The sequence below is a fragment of the Kribbella sp. NPDC023855 genome (assembly GCF_040639475.1).
In the GTDB taxonomy this organism is placed as follows: domain Bacteria; phylum Actinomycetota; class Actinomycetes; order Propionibacteriales; family Kribbellaceae; genus Kribbella.
In genome coordinates this window covers 112,347-135,336 of sequence record NZ_JBFAAA010000009.1, presented here as the reverse complement: position 1 = coordinate 135,336, position 22,990 = coordinate 112,347, and the positions used below count along the sequence as shown (strand labels likewise).

20 protein-coding genes are annotated in these 22,990 nt (G+C 69.6%); 8 read left to right on the top strand and 12 right to left on the bottom strand.

The window, feature by feature from the left end; all coding sequences use genetic code 11:
- Positions 1–141 precede the first annotated feature (141 nt).
- Complete coding sequence (locus tag AB0F51_RS27855) at positions 142–1,371, top strand: MFS transporter (RefSeq protein ID WP_360284646.1); 1,230 nt, start codon at positions 142–144, stop codon at positions 1,369–1,371.
- A gap of 3 nt (positions 1,372–1,374) precedes the next feature.
- Here AB0F51_RS27855 and hisN read toward each other — a convergent pair whose 3' ends face one another.
- Complete coding sequence (gene hisN / locus AB0F51_RS27850; RefSeq protein ID WP_360284645.1) at positions 1,375–2,157, bottom strand: histidinol-phosphatase; 783 nt, start codon at positions 2,155–2,157, stop codon at positions 1,375–1,377.
- A gap of 117 nt (positions 2,158–2,274) precedes the next feature.
- Between hisN and AB0F51_RS27845 the strand changes: the two genes are divergently transcribed.
- On the top strand, positions 2,275–2,769 hold the full coding sequence (locus tag AB0F51_RS27845; protein WP_360284644.1) for a DUF2231 domain-containing protein: 495 nt from the start codon (positions 2,275–2,277) through the stop codon (positions 2,767–2,769).
- A gap of 129 nt (positions 2,770–2,898) precedes the next feature.
- On the opposite strand, the gene rsgA is transcribed toward AB0F51_RS27845, so the two are convergent.
- The 10 genes from rsgA to AB0F51_RS27795 form a co-directional block, all read right to left on the bottom strand.
- Positions 2,899–3,891, bottom strand: a complete 993-nt coding sequence (rsgA, locus tag AB0F51_RS27840) for a ribosome small subunit-dependent GTPase A (protein ID WP_360284642.1) — start codon at positions 3,889–3,891, stop codon at positions 2,899–2,901.
- Entirely contained in the window at positions 3,891–5,162 is a 1,272-nt protein-coding gene (gene aroA, locus AB0F51_RS27835) for a 3-phosphoshikimate 1-carboxyvinyltransferase (RefSeq protein WP_360284927.1), read from the bottom strand. Before aroA ends, rsgA begins: the two co-directional genes overlap by 1 nt.
- 146 nt (positions 5,163–5,308) lie before the next feature.
- A complete protein-coding gene (locus AB0F51_RS27830; protein ID WP_360284641.1) occupies positions 5,309–5,899 on the bottom strand; it encodes a DoxX family protein in 591 nt (196 codons plus the stop codon).
- A 68-nt stretch (positions 5,900–5,967) separates the two neighbouring features.
- Positions 5,968–6,693 (bottom strand): DsbA family oxidoreductase, encoded by a 726-nt coding sequence (locus AB0F51_RS27825; RefSeq protein WP_360284639.1) that lies wholly within the window; start codon positions 6,691–6,693, stop codon positions 5,968–5,970.
- Positions 6,694–6,805: 112 nt separating this feature from the next.
- Positions 6,806–7,609, bottom strand: coding sequence for an alpha/beta hydrolase (locus AB0F51_RS27820; RefSeq protein WP_360284638.1), 804 nt, complete (start codon positions 7,607–7,609; stop codon positions 6,806–6,808).
- Between the two features lie 34 nt (positions 7,610–7,643).
- Positions 7,644–8,348 carry an alpha/beta hydrolase gene (locus AB0F51_RS27815; RefSeq protein ID WP_360284636.1) on the bottom strand — a complete coding sequence of 235 codons (705 nt, stop codon included), beginning with the start codon at positions 8,346–8,348 and terminating at the stop codon, positions 7,644–7,646.
- Between the two features lie 137 nt (positions 8,349–8,485).
- Positions 8,486–11,131 carry an AAA family ATPase gene (locus AB0F51_RS27810; protein ID WP_360284635.1) on the bottom strand — a complete coding sequence of 882 codons (2,646 nt, stop codon included), beginning with the start codon at positions 11,129–11,131 and terminating at the stop codon, positions 8,486–8,488.
- Positions 11,132–11,152: 21 nt separating this feature from the next.
- Positions 11,153–12,412, bottom strand: coding sequence for an ArgE/DapE family deacylase (locus AB0F51_RS27805; RefSeq protein WP_360284633.1), 1,260 nt, complete (start codon positions 12,410–12,412; stop codon positions 11,153–11,155).
- 50 nt (positions 12,413–12,462) lie between these two features.
- Complete coding sequence (aspS, locus tag AB0F51_RS27800) at positions 12,463–13,752, bottom strand: aspartate--tRNA(Asn) ligase (RefSeq protein WP_360284632.1); 1,290 nt, start codon at positions 13,750–13,752, stop codon at positions 12,463–12,465.
- Between the two features lie 267 nt (positions 13,753–14,019).
- The gene (locus AB0F51_RS27795) at positions 14,020–16,326 is read right to left on the bottom strand and encodes a sigma-70 family RNA polymerase sigma factor (RefSeq protein ID WP_360284630.1); all 2,307 of its coding nucleotides are present in this window, start codon (positions 16,324–16,326) and stop codon (positions 14,020–14,022) included.
- Between the two features lie 237 nt (positions 16,327–16,563).
- On the opposite strand from AB0F51_RS27795, the gene AB0F51_RS27790 reads away from it, so the two are divergent.
- The 6 genes from AB0F51_RS27790 to AB0F51_RS27765 all read left to right on the top strand — a co-directional run bounded on the left by AB0F51_RS27790 (position 16,564) and on the right by AB0F51_RS27765 (position 20,572).
- The gene (locus AB0F51_RS27790) at positions 16,564–17,379 is read left to right on the top strand and encodes a hypothetical protein (RefSeq protein ID WP_360284629.1); all 816 of its coding nucleotides are present in this window, start codon (positions 16,564–16,566) and stop codon (positions 17,377–17,379) included.
- Between the two features lie 141 nt (positions 17,380–17,520).
- Positions 17,521–18,321: an SOS response-associated peptidase gene (locus AB0F51_RS27785; protein ID WP_360284627.1), complete on the top strand. Its 801-nt coding sequence runs from the start codon at positions 17,521–17,523 to the stop codon at positions 18,319–18,321.
- Positions 18,322–18,383: 62 nt separating this feature from the next.
- Complete coding sequence (locus AB0F51_RS27780) at positions 18,384–19,016, top strand: alpha/beta family hydrolase (RefSeq protein WP_360284626.1); 633 nt, start codon at positions 18,384–18,386, stop codon at positions 19,014–19,016.
- A gap of 139 nt (positions 19,017–19,155) precedes the next feature.
- Positions 19,156–19,797, top strand: a complete 642-nt coding sequence (locus tag AB0F51_RS27775) for a sigma-70 family RNA polymerase sigma factor (protein ID WP_360284625.1) — start codon at positions 19,156–19,158, stop codon at positions 19,795–19,797.
- Entirely contained in the window at positions 19,794–20,072 is a 279-nt protein-coding gene (rsrA, locus tag AB0F51_RS27770; RefSeq protein WP_360284624.1) for a mycothiol system anti-sigma-R factor, read from the top strand. Before AB0F51_RS27775 ends, rsrA begins: the two co-directional genes overlap by 4 nt.
- 128 nt (positions 20,073–20,200) lie before the next feature.
- Positions 20,201–20,572, top strand: a complete 372-nt coding sequence (locus AB0F51_RS27765) for a YciI family protein (RefSeq protein WP_360284623.1) — start codon at positions 20,201–20,203, stop codon at positions 20,570–20,572.
- Positions 20,573–20,578: 6 nt separating this feature from the next.
- Here the strand turns inward: AB0F51_RS27765 and AB0F51_RS27760 are convergent, their stop codons facing one another.
- Positions 20,579–22,990: a helix-turn-helix domain-containing protein gene (locus tag AB0F51_RS27760; RefSeq protein ID WP_360284622.1), complete on the bottom strand. Its 2,412-nt coding sequence runs from the start codon at positions 22,988–22,990 to the stop codon at positions 20,579–20,581.

The following is a 22,990-nucleotide window of genomic DNA, read 5'->3' as shown; positions in this document are numbered from 1 at the left end:
TCCTGGTGGTCGTGCGGAGCCCAATACCCAAGGGTAGCGAATGAAACCAGTGAACGGCAGGTCTGACAGAATGCGCATGGTGACCATAGCCTGTCCCGCCCGCCGGAGCGGCGGCCCGAACTCGTCACACCCGGTGGCCGGATGAGCTGGCGGGAGGACCTCGCCGTACTGCGGCACCGCGACGTCCGGATCTTCGTCAGTGCCCGGTTCATCTCGACGCTGGGGTCCTCGATCGCCCCGATCGCGCTCGTTTTCGCGGTCCTGGACGTGTCCGACGCGGCCAGCGCCGTCGGCATCGTGCTGGCCTCCCGGAGCATCCCGAACATCGTCTTCCTGCTCGTCGGCGGAGTCATCTCCGACCGGTTGCCGCGCAAACTCGTGCTGATCGTGGCGAACTCGGTCTGTGCCCTGACCCAGACACTGGCGGCCGTGCTGGTGCTGTCGGGGGACGCCGAGATCTGGCAGCTGGCCGTGATCGAGGCGGCCAACGGCATCGCGGCGGCGTTCGTCATGCCGGCCATGGTCGGCATCCTGCCGTCGATCCTGGACCGGTCCGAGCTGCCCCAGGCGAACGCGGTGTCCGGCTTCGCCCGGTCGATCGCGCTGATCGGCGGCGGCGCCGTGGCCGGCGTGATCGTCGGCCTGACCAGCCCGGGGATCGGGCTGGCCGTCGACGCGGCGACGTTCGGCCTGGGCGCGCTGCTGCTGTCGCTGCTGACCGTGCCGCCGATCGAGCGGGCGGCCAGTTCGATGCTGCACGACCTGCGGGTCGGCTGGACCGAGTTCGTTTCCCGGCAGTGGGTCTGGACGGTGGTGGCCGGGTTCCTGGTGCTGAACATGGTCTTCACGGCGTGCTACTCGACGCTCGGACCGGTGATCGCCGACGACACCTTCGGCCGGGTCGGCTGGGGTGCGGTGAGCGCGTGTTTCGGCGCCGGGCTGATCGCCGGCGGCATCGTGATGATCCGGCTGAAGCCGCGGTACCCGGTCCGGATCGGGATGTTCGGCATGTTGTCGATCGTGCCGATGTACGTGTGCCTCGCGCTGGCGCCGTACACGGCCGTGGTCGCGGGGGTGGCGTTCGTGGTGGGGCTCGGGTTCGAGCTGTTCGGGATCGGCTGGGAGACGGCGCTCGGTCAGCACATCCCGCTCGACAAGCTGTCGCGGGTTTCGTCGTACGACATGCTCGGCTCGTTCGTCGCCGGGCCGATCGGGCAGCTGTCGGTCGGCTACCTGGCCGCGGTGACCAGCGCGAAGGCAGTCGAGCTGTACGGCGCGGGCGTGCACGTCGTGGTCGTGATCGCGGTTCTGCTCGTGCCCTCGGTGTGGCGCCTGCAGCGCCACGAGACCGATCAGCCCGTGAGGGCCTGAAGCTCAGCGCTGCAGGCGTTCGAGAACCTCGGGGTGCAGCCGGCCGTTGGTGGCGACGGCGTTGGCGCCGTTCGGGCCGGGGACTCCGTCGAGGGAGGTGAACTTGCCGCCCGCCTCGTCGACGATGATCGCCAGCGCGGCCATGTCGTACAGGTTGAGCTCTGGCTCGGCGGCGATGTCGACCGCGCCCTCGGCGACCAGCATGTACGACCAGAAGTCGCCGTACGCGCGGGTCCGCCAGACCGACTCCATCAGGTCGGCGAACTGGTCCTTCTTGCCGAGTTTCTCCCAGCCCTTCAGCGAGGAGTACGACAGCGATGCGTCCTCGAGCGACGCGACGTCGCTGACCCGGCACGGCTGGGCGGACATCAGCGCGCGACCGGTCCACGCGCCGTCGCCGTACGACGCCCACCAGCGCCGGCCGAGCGCCGGCGCGGAGACCACGCCGACGACGACCTGGTCCTCGATCATCAGGCTGATCAGGGTGGCCCAGACCGGGACGCCACGGATGTAGTTCTTGGTGCCGTCGATCGGGTCGACCACCCAGCGGCGCACGCCCCAGCCGGTGGTGCCGTCCTCCTCGCCGACGAACGCGTCCCGCGGCCGGGCCCGGGCCAGCGTCTTGCGCATCACGTCCTCGACCTTGCGGTCGGACTCGCTCACCGGGGTGAGGTCGGGCTTGGTCGCGACGTGCAGGTCGAGCGCCTTGTAGCGGTCCATCGTGGTGGAGTCGGCATCGTCCGCCAGGATGTGGGCGAGCCGCAAGTCGTCCGTGTGCGAGGGCATGCCGGAAGGCTAACCTGCGCGGCCGGAAGATTGCGGATGGGTCTCGGCTGAAAGTGAACCGTCCGGGTTGGTTGAACGTGCAGCTAATGTCAGAACCCAACGACTGCTGGAGGCGACATGTTCGAGCGCTTCGGGGATCTTCCGCTCCACGTGCTGGTCATCCACCTGGCGGTGCTGGTGCTACCGGTCGCCGCGCTGGTCGCGATAGCCCACGCGCTGCTGCCGAAGTGGCGCTGGCTGCTGCGCTGGCCGACCCTGCTGCTCGGGCTCGGGGCGGTCGTCGTGGCGTACGTGGCGAAGGAGAGCGGCGAGGCGTTTGTTGCCGCAGTCCCGCAACTGCAGCCACTGGTAAAGACGCACCAGGATCGCGGCAACCTGCTGTTCTGGTTCGTGCTGGCCTTCGCGGTCCTCGCGGTGGCGGCCTTCCTGCTGCTCGGCGGCCCGACCGCACTCGCCAGCGGAAAGGGCGCCAAGGCAACCAAAAGCCGACCGCTGGAACTGGTCACCAGCGCGGCGATCGTGGTGATCGGCATCCTGGTCATCTACCAGACCATCCGCACCGGCGACTCCGGCGCCAAGGCCGTCTGGGACGGCCAACTCCCCGCCAAGTAGCCCCGGACCGCCACCACTCACAAACCTCGCCAGGTCAGGCGAGGCCGGGCGTGGGTGGGCTGTGTCCAGGGTTGCGGAGGCGGTTTGTGAGTGGGGGCGGTCCGCGACCATCAGCAGTCGCGGTCAGGCTCAGGTGGTTTCGAGGTCGCGGCCTTCGCGGCTGGCCAGCAGGCGGCGGAAGGACATGACCCGCTCGGGGTCGACGCGGCCGGCGGCGACCGCTTCGTCGAGGGCGCAGTTCGGCTCGGTCTCGGAGTGGGTGCAACCGCGCGGACAGTCGCGCGTCTCGTCGGCCAGGTCGCCGAACGCGTTGATCAGCTGATCGGGTTGCACGTGCGCCAGCCCGAACGACCGGATGCCCGGCGTGTCCACGATCCAGCCGCCATCGGGCAGCCGGAGCAGCAACGCGCTGGTCGACGTGTGCCGGCCGCGACCCGTGTTGTCGTTGACGACACCGATCGCACGGTTCGTGCCGGGCACCAACGCGTTGACCAGCGTGGACTTGCCTACGCCCGAGTGGCCGACCATCATGCTCGTCCGGTCGCGGAGCTGCTCGGCCAGCTCACTGAGATCACCGTCGCGCCGGGTGGCGACCGACTCGACGCCCAGCGGCCGGTAGATCGACAGCAGCGGATCGGGGTCGGCCAGGTCGGTCTTGGTCAGACACAGCAGCGGCCGCATGCCGGCGTCGTACGCCGCGACCAGGAACCGGTCGATCAGCCTGGTCCGGGGCTCCGGGTTCGCCACTGCGACGACGATGACGAGCTGGTCGGCGTTGGCCACCAGCGGCCGCTCGATCGGGTCGTCGTCATCGGCGGACCGGCGCAGCAGCGTCTTGCGGGGGAGCACCTCGACGATCCGGGCCAGCGTGCCCTCGTCGCCGCTGGCATCGCCGTCGAGCTTGACCAGGTCGCCGACGATGACGCCCTTGCGGCCGAGCTGGCGTGCCTTCATCGCGGTGACGACGCGATCCGATTCGCCGACCCAGCAGGTGTAGCGGCCGCGGTCGCGGGTGATGACGAAACCGGTGACGGCATCGTCGTACGTCGGCCGGTCCTTGGTGCGGGGCCGGGTCCGGCGCTTGGGCCGGTCGTACTTGGCTTCCTCGTCGTACCGCGACATCAGCTCACCAGCGCCGACCAGAGCTCAGGGAACTCCGGCAGGGTTTTCGCCGTCGTGCCGATGTTCTCGATCTCCACCCCGGTGACCGCGAGCCCGAGCACCGCGGCGGCATGCGCCATCCGGTGATCGTGGTAGGTGCCGAAAAGCCCACCGTGCAAGGGTTTCGGGCGGAACTCCAGCCCGTCGGCGGTCTGGTTCACGTCGCCACCGAGCGCGTTCAGCTCGGTCTCCAGCGCGGCCAGCCGGTCGGTCTCGTGGTTGCGCAGGTGCGCGATCCCGCGCAGGTACGACGGTCCGTCGGCGAGCGCGGCGACCGCGGCGAGCACCGGCGTCAGTTCACCGACCTCGCTCAGGTCGAGGTCCACACCCTGGACGCGGCCGGTCCCGCGAACAGTCAGCTCGCCGTCGGCCAGTGACACCTCGGCGCCGAAGCGGGTGAAGATCTCTGGCAGCTGGCCACCGGGTTGCGTGGTCTGGGCCGGCCAGCCGGTCACGGTGACCTCGCCACCCGTGACGACCGCGGCCGCGAGGAAGGGCGCCGCGTTGGACAGGTCGGGCTCGATCGCGGTGTCCAGCGCGCGAATGGGGCCGGGAGCAACGATCCAGCGGTTGGGCTCGCTGTCGTCGACCTGGACGCCCCGCTCGCGCAGCATCGCGATGGACATGTCCAGATGAGGCTGGGACGGGACCGGCTTACCGTCGTGCAGGATGTCGACGCCTTCGTCGTACCGGGCGCCGGCCAGCAGCAGGGCCGAGACGAACTGGCTCGAGCCGGAGGCGTCGAGGGTGACCTTGCCGCCGCGGACCGAGCCGGATCCGCTCACGGAGTACGGCATCCGGCCGGTGCCGTGGTCCTCGATCTGGACGCCAAGGGTGCGCAGCGCGCCGAGGATGACGTTCATCGGGCGCTCGCGGGCGTAGGGGTCGCCGTCGAAGGCGATCTCGCCGTCGGCCAGGGCCGCGACCGGCGGGACGAACCGCATCACGGTGCCGGCCAGGCCGCAGTCGACGCTCGCCGGGCCTTTGAGCGAGCCGGGTGTGACGGTGACGAGACCGTCGTGTTCGGTGATGCCCACGCCCAGTGAGACCAGGGCGGAGCGCATCAGGTTCGTGTCGCGGGCCACCAGGAGCCCGGACAGGGTGGACGGACCGTCGGCGATCGCGGCCAGGACGAGCGCCCGGTTGCTGATCGACTTCGAGCCGGGCACGGTCACCCGGCCGCTGACCGCACCGTCCGCCAACGGCGCCGGCCAGCCCTGCTGCCCTGCCATCCCACTGCCTGCCATCTCACTCCCAGCTCCGCGGATGTTTCCGCCCCGAGCCTAGCGGGCTTCACGCTCGGGCAGCGCGAGGGTGAACGGAGCTGTGGACAATCCGGCCCGACTGGTGGGCCAGACCTGTGGGCCAGGCCGGTGAGTCAGCCGAAGGGGAGTTCGGCCTTCGCCAACCGCTTGGCGTGCTTCGCCTCGCGCTTGGCGGCCCGGGCGAACTGCTTCGTTTCGCGCTTCGCGAGCTTGGCGCTGCGCTTGGTCTCGCGCTTGACCGCCTTCGCGCCGTGGCTGGCCCGCCAGGCGACGCCCGGCTTGCCCTCGGTGTCGACCGCGGCGAGCATCAGCCCACCCATCAGCCCGAGGTTCTTCATGAACTGGACCTTCTGGGTCGCCCGGACGGCCTTGTCCGACTCCTGCCAGAACGAGTGCCCGGCCAGCGTCGTCGGCACCAGCGACCCGGCCAGTACGACGGCGCCGAGGCGGCGTCCCCGGCCGGTCGCGAGCGCGAGCCCGCCGATCAGTTGCGCGGCACCGTTGAGGCGGACCAAGCCCGCCGTACTCTCCGGGATCCGGTCGCCGACCTGCGCCGGCGCCACCTTCTGGATCAGTGGGACGAACCGATCGGCGACCGGCTGAGCCTTCGGTACGAGCGGCTCCGGATCCTTGATCGCCTTCGCGCCCTGCACGACGAAGAGGATGGACAGCAACGGCCTGGCCAGTGCTCGCACGACAGTCATGGCTCCTTCTTACCTGGTCCGACAATCCCGGTGAGGCACCCGGTGCCCCGTGTGTCGTGTACCCAGGCTCAAATCGCGCATCCGTCCGGCCCGCAGGCGGCGTCGTCGGTCGCTGCCGGGCTGGTGATCAGCGTGACCGGCTGCCGCTCGGCGTTGGCCCGCCGGATCGCCTCCTGGAACACCTCGACCGGCTGGGCGCCGCTGACGCCGTACTTCTGGTCGATCACGAAGAAGGGCACCCCGTTCGCGCCGTACGAGAGAGCCTGCGCCTGGTCGGCGGCGACGTCATCCGCGTACGCCGTACCGGCCAGCACCTCGGTCACCCGGTCCTCCGGCAGGCCGGTCTCGATCGCGAGCCTGGTCAGCGTCGCGTGGTCGCCGACCGGGAGAGCGTCGGTGAAGTAAGCCTTGAGATAGCGCTCCTTGAGACGGTTCTGGGTGTCAGCCTGTACTTCGCCGGCTTCGGCGAGCTCGAGGGCGAGGTGCAGGACGCGGTGGGCGTCGGCCGTGTTGGCGGCCTTGGCGTCCGCGAGGTGGAACTCGAGACCGAGCTCCGCAGCGGTCTCCGTCACGTGCGCGTTGGCCTGCAGACCCCACTCCGGGCCGCGGCCGTACTTCTCACCCAGCCGGACGTGCAGCGGGCGGGGGTCGTCGTTGGTCGACGAGGGGTCGAGCTGGAAGCTGTGCCAGACGATCTCGGCCTGCTCGCCGGTCGCCGCCAGGGCCTCTTCCAGCCGGCGCTTCCCGATGTAGCACCACGGACAGACGACGTCGGACCAGATATCAATGCGCATGACGTGTGGCAACCGCTGCCCTCGGAGGGCTATTCCCACTGCGACCAACGCCACACACCAAGACCGCGCGGCCCCGGGGATCCGGGACCGCGCGGCTCGGGCTGGAAGATGGTCAGTTGGTCGCGGCCTTCTCGATCAGCTTCGTGGTGGTGCCGGGGTGGGAGATCATCACCAGGTGCGAGGCGCCCTCGACCTTGACGATCTTGGCTCCGGCGCGCTGTGCCATCCACAGCTCACCGGCCGGCGCGATGGCCTTGTCGCCGCTCGGGACGATCGCGTACTTCGGCAGTGCGGCCGGCGCCGACTTGGCGATCGGCTCGGTGAAGGCCGCTGCCGCGATCGGCCGCTGGGAGGCGCCGAGCAACGACTGCTCGGACCGCGGCAGGTCGGCCGCGAAGACGGTCCGGAAGGCCTCGGGTCGCATCACCAGGTCGGCCCCACCGGCGTACGTGATGGTGTTGGTGGTGTCCGCGTTGATCTCGCTGCCGGGGAACTTCGCGTTCAGTCCGCCGACCGTCTCACCGGCCTGCGGGACGAACGCGGCGACGTACACGAGCGCCTTGACGTCCGGGGCGGAGGCGAGCTGGGTGATGATCGCCCCGCCGTAGGAGTGGCCGACCAGGACCTTCGGGCCGGGGATGCCGGCCAGGACGCCGGTGAGGTAGCTGGAGTCGCTGCCGGGTCCGCGCAGCGGGTTGGCCGGTACGACGACCTGGTAGCCGTCGCGCTGGAGCTTCTCGGTGACCTCGTTCCAGCTGGAGCCGTCCGCGAAGGCGCCGTGGACCAGGACGATGGTCGGCTTCGGCTGGCTGGGGTGCTTGTCGGTGGTGGCGGTTGCGGTGGTTGCCGCGGTGGCGCCGGCTGCCAGCAGGACGAGGCTGGCACTGGCGACGAGGGCACGGCGAAGGCGATTCATGACGTGGATCTCCTGTTGTTGATGAAGGTTTGATTCAGAGCGCGGAGGCGATGAAGTCGGCGACGGCCTTGGGCTGGGAGACCGAGACGGCGTGGGATCCGTCGACCTCGATCGTGGTGGCGCCGGCCCGCTTCGCCATCGTGCGCTGGCCGTCGGGGTGGATCGCCTTGTCACCGGTCGCGACCAGGAAGTGGCTCGGCAGCCGCTTCCAGCTGGCCGGCCCGGCCTTCTCCTCGAACGCGGCGGCCGCGATCGGGCGCTGCGAGCGAGCCATCACGGTGGCCTGGTCACCCGGTACGTCGGCGGCGAACAGCTGGTGGAAGGAATCGAGCGCGATGCTCAGCCACACCTCGTCACCATCGGTGCCGGGCAACTGGTGCGGTGCCAGGCCGGAGCCGAAGTCGTTGGCCGGGAACTGGCCGAGCAGGTCCTGCAGGCTCTCGCCCTCGTCCGGCGCGAAGGCCGCGATGAAGACCAGCCCGGTGACGTTGTCGGCCTCGTTGGCCGCGGCGGTGATCACCGCGCCGCCGTACGAGTGACCGACCAGGACGACCGGGCCGTCGATCTCCCGGACCTGGGCGGCGATCCGGCTGCCGTCGCGGGCCGCGCCGCTCAGCTCGTTGGCGACGGCCAGAGTGGGGATGCCGCGGGCGGTGAGGTCGGTGACGACCTCGTTCCAGCTGGACGCGTCGGCGAACGCGCCGTGGACCAGGACGACGGTGGTGGGCTTCTCGCTCATTGCTTGTTCCTCGTTTTCTTGCGGTGGGATTTCCGGCACCGCAAGAAAACCTCGGAACGGTGAGTCCGCGAATCGACCGAACAGCGGAATCGTGAGGGGCGCTTCGACGCGGTCAGCTCACCCGGTGCACCCAAAACTCATGCGTTTGGGGGAGACGCGAACCGTTCGAGCACCAGCCGGGTCAGCTGGACCCGCGAATTCACGCCGAGCTTGCCGAAAGCGGACCTCAGGTGAGTGCCGACCGTACTGGCCGACAACACCAGCTCGTCGGCCGCCGACTTGTTGGTGTGCCCGTCGGCGACCAGCAACGCCACCCGCCGCTCCATCGGAGTCAACGCCTCCCACCCCGACTCAGGCCGAGCCCGCACAGCAGCCCACTTCCGCCGCCGAACCCCCGCAGCCTGCAACATCGCCTGCACCCTGGTTGCCGGCGCGGCGGCTCCCAACTCGGTGAAGGAGGCCAGGGCGCTCTCCAGCGCGGCAACGGCGGTCTTGCGCTCACCGGCCTCCAGCTCGACCCGGCCGTAGAGGGCTTCCGCACACGCCAGTAGCAGCGGCCGCGGCGAGCTCCGCAAGCCGTCGACCACCTCGGCCAGCCGTGCGCGTGCCGCAGCGCCGTCTGCCGTGGGGTGGTAGGTCAGCTCGTTCCAGCAGGCAACCAGCTCGGCGGTCGACCGGAACGTGAGGGTGGGGCTCGCCTCTGCCTGGCTGGTCAGGAGTTCGGCTGCTCGGGCGGCGACCTGCGGGTCCGTAGTACCGGTGGCCGCGTTGAGCAGAAGTGTGTGGCGTTCGGGGTACTCGAGCGGCGCGTTCAGCAGCCTGGCGGCCGCTGCGGTGTCTCCGTCGGCCACCTCCAAGAGCGCACGGATCTGGTCGTCGGTGGCTTGCTCGCGGGCCTCGGTCAGGCGGCCCTTCAGCAGTGCGACCAAGGCGAGAATCTGGCGGGCCGGGGTTTGGGACGACAGGTCGAAGACCTGAGTGCTCCAGCGGAGGCAGTCCTCCGCGGCGTCGGCCGCCGCCGAGAGGTTGCCGGTGGCAAGCTCCAGTCGCGCGCGCAGTGCGGACAGCTGCGGGGCCAGCCAGGAGTCGCTGGTGCCGAGCAGCTGCTTCAGGCGGTCGAGGGCACCGGCCAGGTCGTCGAGCTGCGCCCGGCAGAACAGTTCGGTGAGCTCGATGTGCATGGCTGGGTGGCTGCCGACCTCGTCCCCGGTTGCGGCTCGCGCGGCACGGTAGAGGTCGCGCGCCTCGGCGTACCGGCCGATTGCCCTGGCGCGTTCCGCGGCGGCCAGTTGCTGCACGCCGGCCGCCACTGGATCGGCTGTCTGGAACGGCTCCTCCAGCCGAGCCAGTACCCGGTATGCCCGCATCCTGTCGGCCAGTGGCGCCGAGGCTCCCGGCACGTCCAGCTCGCACTGCGTCAGCCGCCCAGTAGCCGACATGTGCGGCAGCAGGCGCAGCCGGATCGCCGCCCGCAGGTCGGGGGAGACCGGCCCGCGGTAGAGCGCAGTACCGCCCAGCAAGTCGTCTGCGAACGCCTCGGCCGCCGCGAACTGGCGTCCACCGAGCAGTACTTCGACAACGTCCTCGCCGACGTCGCCACGGATGCTGTCGTCGACCGGGGTGAGTTCGAAGGTCTGCTGGATCACGTTGATCGCGGTGATCGACATCGTCTCCAGCAGTTCGTGGGCTGCCGCGCGGAGGGTGTTGATGGCGCTGACGTCGCCAGCGGCGGCCGTCGCCAGGATGTGCGGTGCAGCAGCCGACGCGCCCCGCCCGCCGGCCAGCAGTTGATCCGCGATCGCCCGGTGCAGCGCCCGCTGGGCAGAAGGCGGCACCTCGGCCAGTACTGCGGCCCGCAGCAGCTCATGCCGGAAGCTCACCGTCGAGAGCCCGTCGGCCAGCAACCCGGCGCGGATGGCCTCATCCAGCGCGCCGGCCAGCTTGGCGATGGATTCACCCATCAGTACGGCGACATCGTCCAGCTGGAACTCACTACCGAAGACAGCCGCCGTCCGGAGCAACGCCTGGCACAGCTCCGAAGTACTGCTGACCCGTCGACGCACTCCCTCCACCAGGCCATCCGGCAGCTCGGCCAGGTACAGCCCGGCCACTAGTTGCTCCGCCAGGAACGGCACCCCTTGTACGCCGCCCAGCCGGACCGACAACGCCGGGTCGACCGGTGTGCCGAGCCGGTCGGCGGCAAGCTCCAGGACGGCCTCGGTGCTCAGCGGAGCCAACTGGATCGCGTGCACCGGTACCTGGTCCCGGACAGCGTCCACGAGCTGCTCGAACAAGGCACCGGGCGCGGGACGGGTCGCGAGTAGCCACATCACCTTCGCGCGGCTCAGCCGGGCGACGACGACCCGCAGTACGAAGTTGGTCAGCGGGTCGGCCCACTGGGCGTCGTCCAGGACGATCAGAGCCGGTACGCCGTCCAGCCGCTTGCCGATCAGGTCCGCGAGCCGCTCGCCGAGCCACAACGGCTGGGCGTTGAGTGAGGCCAGCTCCAGGAAGTGCTCGGTACTGATGAGCGGCTCGGCGCCCGACCGCAGCGCCGGAGCCAGGGAAGCCAGCGGACTGAGCTCATCCGTCTGGTGGGCTGCTGCCTGGGCTACCAGCAGTCCGTGCCGCTCTGCCTGCTCCACCAGGGCCCGGACCAGGGCAGACTTCCCGATGCCGGGCTCGCCCATGACCACGGTCAGCGACGCCTCGCCACCCTCGGCAGCCCGCATGGCCGCGAGCAACTGCCCCAGCTCAGCTGAGCGCCCCCGCAGCGGTTCCATGCGCACTTTCTACCACCAGCGCTAGCTGCAGCGGCGTACTGCGAGCAGGGCGTAGGCGCGGGCGCACTGGAGGACCTCTGCCAGTGGCACGTGCTCGTCCATGGCGTGGGCGTAGCGGACGTCGCCCGGGCCGTACTGGAGCGTGGGGATGCCAGCAGCGGCGTACTGGCGCAGGTCCGAGCCATAAGGCCCACCCTTGACCTCCGGTACTTCGGACGCTCCAGCGGCCGTTGCAGCCTGCAACGTGTCGTCCAGCAGCGGGTCCCCCTCGGGCAGCACCCCGGACGCGAACACACCACCCGGCCAGCTGACCTGCACCGGATGGGTACGCAGCCAGTCATCCGCAGCGCACGCCTCCTCGATTGCCCGCTCGAAGGCCTGTCGCGCCTCCGCGACCGGCTCACCCAGCCGTACGCCGTACCGGCCCTCTGCCACCAGCAGGTCGGGCACAGTGCTGGCCCAGTCGCCGGCCTGGATGGTCCCGACCGACAACGGGTTGGCGAGATCGAGGTGCTTGAGCAGCGGGTGCGGGTCGCGGTTGCGCTCGATCTCCAACGCGATCAACGCCTGCTGGATGAGCGTGAACTTCTCGATCGCGCTGACACCGCGGGTCCGGGTCGAGCCGTGGGTCGCGAGGCCGGGGATCTCCAGCCGGAAGGTGAGCGAGCCCGAGTTCGCCGGGATGACACCGCCGGCGGTCGGCTCCGCGATCAGGCAGGCCTCGCCCGTGTGACCGCGCTTGAGCGTCCCGAACGCGCCCAGCCCGCCGTCCTCCTCGCCGACCACGGTGTGCACGGCGAGCGGCTTGCGCAGGGTGATGCCGGTGGCGGCGATCGCGGCGACGGCACCGAGGATCGCCGCCACTCCGCCCTTCATGTCGCAGGTGCCGCGGCCCCACATGATCCCGTCGGTCACGCGCGCCGAGAACGGATCGCTGTCCGGCCAGGCCGCCAGTTCGCCGACGGGCACGACATCCACATGCCCGTTGAGGATCAGCCCCGGCGTACCGCCGCCTTGCAGGACCCCGACACAGCCCCAAGCGTCTGCCCGCTCAACCTCCATACCGGGGAAGTCGGGATCCCCGGTGGTCGCCGGCAGGTCGAACTGCCAGTGATCCACCTGGAGCCCGGTACTACGCAGCCGCTCCGCGCACCACTCCTGGATCTCAACCTCGGCCGCCGTCCCGTCGACACTCGGGATCTGCACCAACTCCCGAAGATCCGCCACGATCCGCGCATCATCCACCGCGGCCAGCACATCCCGCTCAACCTCACTCAGCATCCCGCCATCATGCATCCCGCCCTCAGCGGCCGCTGAGGGCGGGATATCGGCTAGGGGGTCAGGCGGTGGAGGTCGCGGGGGAACAGGGTTACCTCGCGGACGTTTTCCGCGCCGGTCAGGCGGGCGACGAAGCGTTCGAGGCCGATTGCGAAGCCGCCGTGGGGTGGCATGCCGTGCTTGAACGTCTGCAAGTACGAGCTGTACGCCGGTGCGGTTGCCGACTCGCCCCGGGCCTCGAGTGCCGCCACGTAGTCGCTGTAGCGGTGCAGGCGTTGCCCGCCCGTGACCAGCTCAACCCCCTTGAAAAGAAGGTCGAACGAGTTGGACCAGCGGGGGTCCGACGGCTGCGGATGGGTGTAGAACGGCCGCTTCACCATCGGATAGCCCTCGACCGCGACGAACTCGCTGCCGTGTTCGCGCAGCGCCCACTCACCGATCGCGCGTTCGTCGGCCGGTGCGAGGTCCGGCTCGTCCGGGTTCGCACCCGCCAGCCTCAGCGCTTCACTGAAATGCAGGACGGGCACCTCGGCCGGCATCTCCGGCAGCTTGACGTCGAGCCGCTCCAACGCGCCGGCCGCACGCTCACCGACTGCTGCAAGCATGTCGGCCAGAACGTTCCGTAGTACGGCGAGAACGTCGCGGTGGTCCTGGATGAAGCCCAGCTCCGCGTCGAGCGAGACGTACTCCGCGAGGTGCCGGACCGTGTCGTGCGGCTCGGCGCGGAACACCGGACCGACCTCGTAGACGCGTTCGAAGACACCGACCATCGTCTGCTTGTAGAACTGCGGCGACTGAGCCAGGTACGCCGGGCCGCCGAAGTAGTCCAGGGCGAACACGTTCGCGCCGGACTCGGTCGCCGTACCGACGATCTTCGGGGTCTGGATCTCGGTGAACCCCTGCCGGTCGAGCGAACCGCGGTAGCCGTGCAACGCGGCCGCCGCGACCTCCCAGCCGGCCCGCACCGCGGGGTGCCGCAGAGCGATCGGGGCGTTGTCCAGGATCACCGGCAACCCCGCGCCGACCGACGGACGCCACAACTCGATCGGCGGCGTCACCGCCGGCTCGGTCAACGGCTCGATGGTGGGGTCGACGATCTCGGCCCCACCCGGCGCCTGCGGGTTGGCAGCGACCGTGCCGGTCACCTGGACGACGGTCTCCTCGCCGAGTTCGTCCAGCTGGGCCAGGGTTTCCGGCGTCTTGACGACGATCTGGCTCAGGCCGGAACGGTCCCGTAGTACCAGGAAACTGACGGCTGCCAGCCGTCGTCTTCGATGGACCCAGCCGGCCACCGTGACGGTCTGGCCTACTGCTGAGGGGATCTCGTGGTTGAGAATGCGCATCGCTGTTGTTCACCTCCGTTGGTCAGATCGAACCCCGGAGGTGTGGGCGAAGGGGATCTCGCGGTGCCACCACACCTTCACCGGATCAGTTGCTGACCCGGCCTCTTGCCTTGCATTCGCTCAGGAGTGTCTTCACACCCGCCCCGCGCATCGCCTTCCCAGCTACCGGCGACTCTCTCCTGCGTGAGGTGAGGGGTGTTACTTGGTTCCTTCAGCGCGAACACCCACAGCGTAGATGCGCCGAAGCCCAACGCAAAACCAATTCCGTCAGCGTTTGGTTTGGCCGGGCGGGATGACCGCCGTGTCCGTGTCGTACCGGCCCCGGGTCGTCGCCGACACCGTGATCGTGTTCGAGGGACCCGTGCCCGGCCAGGCGGCCCATGCCGTGTTGAGCGCCTTCTGGTAGCTCTCGGTGGTGCAGGTGGCCCGCCGTACGTCGGTCGACCGCGAACACGTCCAGCCGCGGTCGAAGTACGACAGGAGCGACAGGTTGCGTCCCCACGAGATCTCCAGCGTCACCCGTCGGTTGGTGGCGCCGTTGATGGTCAGGAAGCGGTTGTAGGCAAAGGGATTCGGATCCTGGTGGGGATCCGGCGTGACGATCCGCAGCAGCCCCTCGTCCGACTGCGGGCCTGGCAGCGTCTCCGAGTCGGTGTCGTAGAGCAGCCCGGCCGTCGCCGCCACCGAGTAGGTCCGCGACGCCGACCCACCCGCCACGATGTCGAACTTCCCGTACAGCGGTGCCGGTCGGGCGGGATTGGTCGCCGTGCAGGTCCGGGTGGAGACGGTGCACTTCCAGCCCACCGGATTCGGCGCGATCGGCCAGGACAGCGCCGAGCCGTACTGGAGTTTCACGGTCACACTCGGGCGCGTCCCCGGAGCGACGGTGATGGTCCGGAAGTGCGCGTCCGGGTCAGCCTTGGTGGTGCTGAGCTTCAGCAGCGTCTCGTCAAGGCGCGGCTTCGGTGGCGGCGGGGGAGCGGGGGCTTCCAGGGTCGCGGAGTCGTCGTCGTACAGGCGGCCGGATTTCGCCGAGACCGTGAAGGTGCGCTGGGCGGCCGTCCCGCCGGTCGGTTCCGTGAAGGTGATGGGCAGTGTGGTCGGCGCGGCCGGGTTGGCCGCGGTGCACATGCCGCTGCCGTCGCTGGCCCGGGTGCACGTCCAGCCGCGCGGGCTCCCGCTCATCGGCCACTGGAGGGCCGACCCGTACTTGATGCCGATCAGCACCGGCTTGTCGTTGCTGGCCGGGACCTTGATGGTGATCAGCCAGGTGGCGGCGGTTGCGTCGGCCGCCTCGGTTGCCTCGGTGCGGAAGCTGCGCTCGCCCGGCGCCCGCCCGCCCGGTGCACCGCCGCCGCGCGGGGCCGTGATCGTCAGCAGGCCCTCGTCGAAGATCGGCGTGGTCGGGACCGGTGGCGTCGGGGTGGGCTCTGGTGGTGTCGTCGGCGCTGTGGTCGGAGCCGTGGTCGGCTCAGGCTCAGGGGGCTCAGTCGAGTCAGCGGGCTCGCTCGGCTGCGGCTCGTTGGTCGGCGGGACGACCGGCGGCTTGACGGTCGGCGGCTTCGCCGACGGGGGCTTGGCAGGTGGCGGCTTCACCGGCGGCTGGGTCGGCTGCTGCGCCGGGGGCTTGTCGATGGCTGCTGGGGGAGTCTCGTTGCCGGTGAGTGCCAAGGCGGCGATGACGGCGGCGACCACTACCACTACGGCAGTGCCCGCGCCGACCGCAGTACGGGTGCTGTTCTCTGTTGCCTTGCGCCAGCCGGTGACCAGGAAGCCGACCACGCCGACCTTGGCGCCAGAGGCTGCGGCCAGGTAGCCGAGGCCCGCAGTACCGAGCAGGGCGGGGGCGAGCAGCGCCGGCAGTGCGCTGTTGACCTCGACGAGCTCGAGGTAGACCGCCGTGCACTTGGCGCAGTCGTCCAGGTGCTCGCGGACGTTCTTGTTCTCCCGCTTGGTGAGGCCGCCGCGGACGTAGGCGCCCAGACGCTCGGTGGTCCAGCGGCAGCGGTCGCCGGCGACGTCAGCCAGGTGCTGCTGGAGATAGGCCTGCCGCAACCCCTCGCGGGCCCGGTAGGCGAGAGCGGAGACCCCGTTGGCGGTCAGGCCGAGCAGTGGGGCGATGGCGGCGGGCTTCTCGCCCTCCACCTCGGTGTGCCAGAGCACGGCCTGCCAGCGCTCGGGCAGGGAGGCGAAGGCTTTCGCCGCCGCCCCACTCTCGAAGCCGGTCACAGTCGGGTCGTCGAAACCCTGCGGCTCCCGCTCGTACGCCGCGATGTCGTCGGTGGTTTGCACCTTGCGGCCCGAGCGGATCCGGTCGACGTGGACGCGCCGGACGGTGGTCAGCAGGTACGCCCGGAAGGAGATGTCCGGGCCGCCGCCGTTGCGCAGGGCATCGAGCACCTTGGCGAAGGCGTCGCCGGCCAGGTCGTCGGCGTCGTTGGCGGGGACCAGCTGACGGGCCATCCGCTCCGCGGCATGGTGATGCCGGGCGAAGAGCTCGCCGTACGCCTCGAGGTCGCCGGCGCGAACGCGCGCGATCAGCTCCGCGTCGCTCGGTCCTTCCGGCGTCTCCATCCGAGGTCCCCCTGGGTTTGTCACTACATCGTCACCGTCTGTCACGTTGTTGCCGGGATCAAGGTTCCCATGAGGGACGGATCCGCGCACCTTTCATGACGACAGCGGCGGGGCCGAGGTTACGCGAAAAAAATCTCCGGAATCCGCGTCATGAACCCGCCCCGGCGCTGTCTCACCCCCAGAACGACGCTTCCGGCCACCCGGTCGGGAGACGAAGGGGCCATCCGAGGAGGGCACATGTCGCTGTTCGCGGACATCCGCCGACGGCTCGACCTGCGTCCCAGCCGGTCCCTGAACCTGGCGGGGTCGCCCGCCCGGGACCGGCCGGAAGCGTCGTCAGCAGAGCAACCGTGCGGAAGGAGGGAGCCGCACGGCACGGCTGGCATCGACCACAGCGCCTATCTCGCGATCGCTGAAGCGCTACAGGACGGTGCCGATGTTGTGCCCCCGAGTGACGAGGTCGGCCGCCGGCTGGCGGAAGACGGAGTCTCGTTGCTCGAGGCACTGGATGGGCTGGGTGCGCTGTACCGCTCGATCGCCGGGGGCGAGCCGGCCTTCGACGCGGTACGCGCACTCAGTTCCAGCTGGGCCGAGGCTTCACTGATCTATCTGCACTCGCTGTCGTGCGAGGACCCGCTGACCGGGCTGTCCAGCCTGGCCCACCTGCGGTCCCGGCTCGGCGAGATCTACCGGGAGGCTGAACTCCGTGGAACTTCCGTACCGGCGACCCACGCACTGGTGGTGGTCGAGCCGCTCTACCCGGCCGGGATCACGCCCGTCGAACGCGAGCTCCGGCTCATCGACGTCGCGGAGTGCCTCCGGATCGTGTTCGCGGGCGGTGACGTACTGGGCCGCCTCGGCGCACGCCGCGCGGCGGCGCTCGTCGACCGCGAGCCGCACCTGCCGGACCAGGTCGAGACGGTCCGCGCGCTGATCACCCAGTGGCGGCTGGACACCGACGAGCCACAGCTCGCCCGGGTCTGGATCGAAGGACTTCCCGCGGCCGAGCAGTGGGCCGGCCGCGTCCTGGACGAACTGGCACGCCCCGCCTAGGACCTGTGTCCGGCCGCCGACAGGGGGACGACCGGGCGCATCGAACCGGCGGCGGATCGCCTATCACGGGGTAGGCGATCCGTCGCCGCTGTCCTGGTTGGACGACAGATTTTGTCGGTGGCGATGGCTAGGGTGGCTGGTATGTGCGGGAGATACGCGTCGAGCCGGGATCCGGCTGATCTGGTGGTGGAGTTCGAGATCGAGGCCGGGAACGTGAAGGAGTCCGTGCAGGAATTGCCGGACAACTACAACGTCGCGCCGACCGACGAGGTGATCGCCGTCGTCGAGCGCAAGAACCGGGAGAACCCCGACGAGGTGGTCCGCAAGCTCACCACGGTGAAGTGGGGGCTGGTCCCGTCCTGGGCCAAGGACACCTCGATCGGCAGCCGGCTGATCAACGCGCGGATGGAGACCGTCGCGGAGAAGCCCGCGTTCAAGAAGGCCTTCGCCGTACGCCGCTGCATCCTGCCGGCCGACGGTTATTACGAGTGGTACACCTCGGAGCAGAAGGTCAACGGCAAGCCGGTCAAGCAGCCGTACTTCATCCGCCCGGCCGACGGCGGCGTGCTCGCGATGGCCGGGCTCTACGAGATCTGGCGCAACAAGGCCGTCGCCGACCCCGACTCCGACGAGGCCTGGCTGTGGACCTGCACCGTCCTCACCACCACGGCCACCGACGACCTCGGCCGCATCCACGACCGGATGCCCCTCCTCGTCGAGCCCGACCGGTACGACGCCTGGCTCAACCCGCTGAGCTCCGACCCCGACGAACTCCTGGAACTCCTCGTCCCCGCAGCCCCCGGTCGCATCGAGGCGTACGCCGTCTCGAAGGCCGTCAGCTCGGTCAAGAACAACGGCCCTCATCTCGTCGACCCCCTCCCACCGGACGGCATCGACCCCATCGACAAACCCGACGAACCCGAAGAAGTCACCCTGTTCTGAACGCTGCCGCCCGGCGGCGTGCGGTGGCGCCGCACCGGCCCGGGAAATGACAGGATGGGGCCGTGAGCGACGAACGGATTGTGCGGACGCCGCACGGTGAGGCGCGGATCGTGGCGCATCGGGCTCGGCGGCCGGTGGCGACGCTCGCACTCGGCCATGGCGCCGGTGGCGGGATCGAGGCCGGGGATCTGGCCGCGCTGGCCGCGCGGCTGCCGAAACAGGACATGAACGTGTTCCTGATCGAGCAGCCCTGGCGGCGGGCCGGCAAGAAGCTCGCGCCGGCGCCGAAGCTGCTCGACGAGGCCTGGATCTCGATCATCGGCCAACTGCGGATCAGGACCCCGCTGGTCCTGGGTGGGCGCAGTGCCGGAGCGCGCGTCGCCTGCCGGACCGCCGGCGGGCTGGGCGCGTCCGGAGTACTGGCATTGTCGTTTCCGCTGCATCCGCCGGGCCGGCCGGAGAAGTCGCGGGTCGACGAACTACAGAGCGCCCGGCTGCCGACGCTCGTAGTACAGGGGGAGCGGGATCCGTTCGGTACGCCGGAGGAGTTCCCGCCGCTGACCGAGATGGCCGTGGTGCCCGACGGTGACCACTCGTTCAAGGTGCCGAAGCGGGCGGAGCTGTCCCAGGAGGAGAGTTTCGATCTGCTGGTCGAAGCTGTGTTCGAATGGGTGACCCGGGAGATCTCCGGCTGAGCAGCCGGTCGATCAGGTGATTGAACTCCCCGCCGCGCACGGGAATGAGGTGGCGGCGGGCCGTGTTGTGATGAGCATGACGGTGACGAGTCTGGCTCCTGCGCGGAAGACCGCGAAGACCCCGGTATTCTCAGTAACGATGCCGACTCCGACGACCACCGAGACACCCGAGCAGCGGACCGAGCGCTTCGAGCGCGAGGCGCTGCCCTTCCTCGACCAGATGTACGCCGCCGCGATGCGGATGACCCGTAACCCGTCCGACGCCGAAGACCTCGTCCAGGACACCTTCGCGAAGGCGTACAGCTCGTTCCACCAGTTCACGCCCGGGACCAACCTGAAGGCGTGGCTGTACCGGATCCTGACCAACACCTTCATCAACGGTTACCGGAAGCGGCAGCGGCAGCCCACGCAGTCGCCGACCGAGGAGATCGAGGACTGGCAGCTCACCGCCGCCGAGTCGCACACTCCCGGTGGCCTGAAGTCGGCCGAGGCGGTGGCCCTGGAGCACCTGCCCGACTCCGACGTGAAGTCGGCGCTGCAGGCGATCCCGGAGGACTTCCGGCTGGCCGTGTATCTCGCTGATGTCGAGGGGTTTGCCTACAAGGAGATCGCCGACATCATGGGGACGCCGGTCGGGACCGTCATGTCGCGGTTGCACCGCGGCCGGCGCCAGCTGCGCGAGCTGCTGGCCGACTACGCCCGGGAGCGGGGCCTGATCCCCGCGTCAGACGATGCGCCGGCGGCTGGTTCCGCGGCGGCGGCCGAAAAGGAGAAGTCGTGAGCTGCGGCGAGGACCACGACGTGGACTGCGGCGAGATCCTGCAACGGGTCTACGTCTTCATCGACAACGAACTCGAAGACGCGAGCACCGACGAGATCCGCCAGCACCTCGAAGAGTGCGCACCCTGCCTCGACGAGTACGACCTCGAGCGCTGCGTGAAGAAGCTCGTGCACCGCTCCTGCGGCGACGAACACGCCCCCGACGCCCTGCGCCAGAAGATCCTGCTCCGGCTGACCCAGATCCGGATCGAGACCACCAGCCCAGGTCCAGACTGACCCCTTGAGAACAGCCCGGCTCCGGCCGGGCTTTTTCTTTTCCCAGAATGTCGAGGGCGCCCGCGAGGCTCCGACGTCCCCGGCAGAAGGTGCGCCGCCCGGCGTACCGAAGTTGTGGAGGTCTTCCGGTGAAGTACGTGATCCTGATCCACTCCAACCCCGAGCCCTGGGGCCACCCGACAACGTCGTACACCGCCGAAGGCCGGCAACTGACCACCGAACAGCGCGAGAAGATGGACCGCGACTGGGAGGCCCTGATGACCGAACTGAAAGCCTCGGGCGAATTCCTCGGCGGCGAAGCCCTGGGCGACCCAGCCCAGGGCCGCCTCTACACCGCGGGCCCCACCGGCGCGGTCACCACCGACGGCCCGTACGCCGAATCCAAGGAACACCTGGCCGGTTTCTTCCTCTTCAACTTCGCCACCCCCCAACGCGCCGAAGAAGTAGCCGCCCAGTTCATCTCGCCGGGCGACACGGTAGAACTCCGCCCTTTGATGTAGCCGCGCCTAGGACCCGCCGTACTCCGCAAGCAGCGCGCGGGCGGCCGCCTCGTCGTTGGGAAACAGCGGATGAAGAACACCCACCGCCTGACGCCAAGCGGCGACGCCCGCCGCCAGGTCGCCGGTGGCGACTTTGATCTTGCCCAGCTCGATCAGCAGCAGGCCTTCACGTTGCTGGTTGCCGTAGGCCCGGGCCAGCCGGATGCCTTGTTCGGCTTGTTCGGTGGCTGCTGTGTGGTTGCCGGTGGCCAGCGAGTTCGAGGCCATGTGCTGCAGGCATTCGGCTTGGGCGTTGCCGTCCTTGAGTTGCTCGAAGAGGTCGAAGCCCTTGCGCAAGACCTCCGACGACGCCGCGTGGAAGCCGGCCTCCTGGTAGGCCTCCCCGGCGATCAGGTGGCGCTTGGCCAGCGACCGCGGGTTGCCGGACTTCTCAGCCAGGCGGAAACTCAGTGCGAACGACTCGGTGGCCAGCTCGAACTCTCCGCGCCGGCTGTGCAATCTGCCCAGCGCGAGATGGCTGATCCCGACGACGCTCTGGTCATCGATCCGCGCACTGACCTGCAGGGCTTCCTCGGCCCAGCGGAGCGCCTCGTCCAGCCGCCCCATCAACTCGAGGACGTAGCTGAGCGAGGTGCAGCAGCGAGCTTCACCGGGCAGGTCGGCGATCGAGTTGAACATCTCCAGACTCGTGCGGAAGTGGACGAGCGACGACTCGAGGTGGCCGTGCTCGACATCGGGGATCGCGAGGTCGTGCTCCAGCCAGGCCGCGAGGCGGTCGTACCCGAGCTCACCGGCGATCTCGCGGCCGAGCCGGCCGATCGTCCGCATCTCGACCCACCGCGACCGGGCGTCGGCGTAACCGAAGAAGGCGACACCCAGCTCCGGGACGAAGGGCCGCAGGCCGGACGACTGACTTGCCTGCCGAACGAGTCCGAGGATGTTGGCCCGTTCGTGGTCGAGGAACGTCAGTGCGGTCGGGGCATCGGGAAGCTTGGGCAGCGGGCGCACCGGTGGGCCGGCCAGGCGGTGCCGGCGGCTCTCGGGATGCGTGAGCTGCTGACTTCGCCACGCCACCCCGGTGTAGTGCTGCAGCACACGGGTCAACGCATCAGTGCGGGCACCCTCGGACAGCGTCTGACTCGCAAGCTCGCGGGCGAAGGTCCGGATCAGGTCGTGCATCCGGTACCGCCCTGGTACTGCCGATGAGAGCAGGTTGAGGTCGACGAGACGCTCCAAGACGTGCTCGGCGGCGTCCTGCGGTACGTCGAGCAGGTGTGCGGCGGTGAGGATGCTGAGATCCGCCCCGTCCGGCAGGGCGAGGAACGGCAGGGCGGTCGCGGCTCTGCGGTCCACTTCTTGGTTGCTGCTGGCAAGGGATTCCACGGACCCGGCGATGCTGGCGCGGACTCCTGACTCACCGGTGCCGAACTCGTCCAGCCGGCGGTGCTCGTCGCGCAGCTGATCCACCATGTGTTCGATCGGCCAGGTCGGCCGGGCCGCGAGCCGGGCACCGATCAGGCGAACCGCCAACGGCAGCCGGCCGGTCAGCTGAGCGATGGATCGCGCCGCCGAACTCTCCGCGGCGATTCGCTCGCGGCCGGCGATCGTGGCCAGCAACTCGACCGAATCCGCCTCGGACAAGGGCGTCAGAGCAATCTGCCGGCAACCCGGCAGAGTGGTCAGCGCACGGCGGCTGGTCGTGATGACCGCCGAACCCGGCGCCCCCGGCAACAGCGGCAGCACCTGGGCAGCGCTGTTGACGTTGTCCAGCAGGATGAGCACGCGCTGACCGGCCAGCCGCGATCGATAGAGCCCGGCGAGCTCGTTGATGCCCGAAGGAACTGTCCGCTCGTCGTCGAAACCGAGCGAGCGAATCAGTTGGCTGAGTGCCTCGATCGGGTCGAGCGGAGTACCGGGGCCGTAGCCGCGCAGGTCGAGATACAGCTGTCCGTCCGGGAAGTTGTCGCCGACGAGGTGAGCAACGTGGACGGCTAAGGCAGTCTTCCCCACCCCGCCCATTCCGGTGACAGCGGCCAATTGGAGCCCGGCCGGCTGGTGATCGCCCGGCTGGAACACCTCAAGGAGATCTGCCACCTCGGCGTCGCGCCCGGTGAAGTCGGCGGAAGCAGGTGGAAGCTGCCGGGGCACCACGCGGCTGGATACGGTCGGCGGCTCAGGCTGCTCGAACCCTGGTCTGCGTGGGGTCTTTGCAGCCAAGAACAACTGCTGGGCGGACTCGGGATCCAGCCCAAGAGCGCCCGCCAGCGCCTCCACCGTCTCAACCCGAGGCCGCCGCCGCGTCCCCCGCTCCAGGAGACTGATCGCCTGCTCACTGAGCCCCGCCTTCTCAGCCAGCCGCGCCTGCGTCAGCCCAGCATCAACCCGAAACCTCCGAAGCAACTCCGCCAACGCCACCAC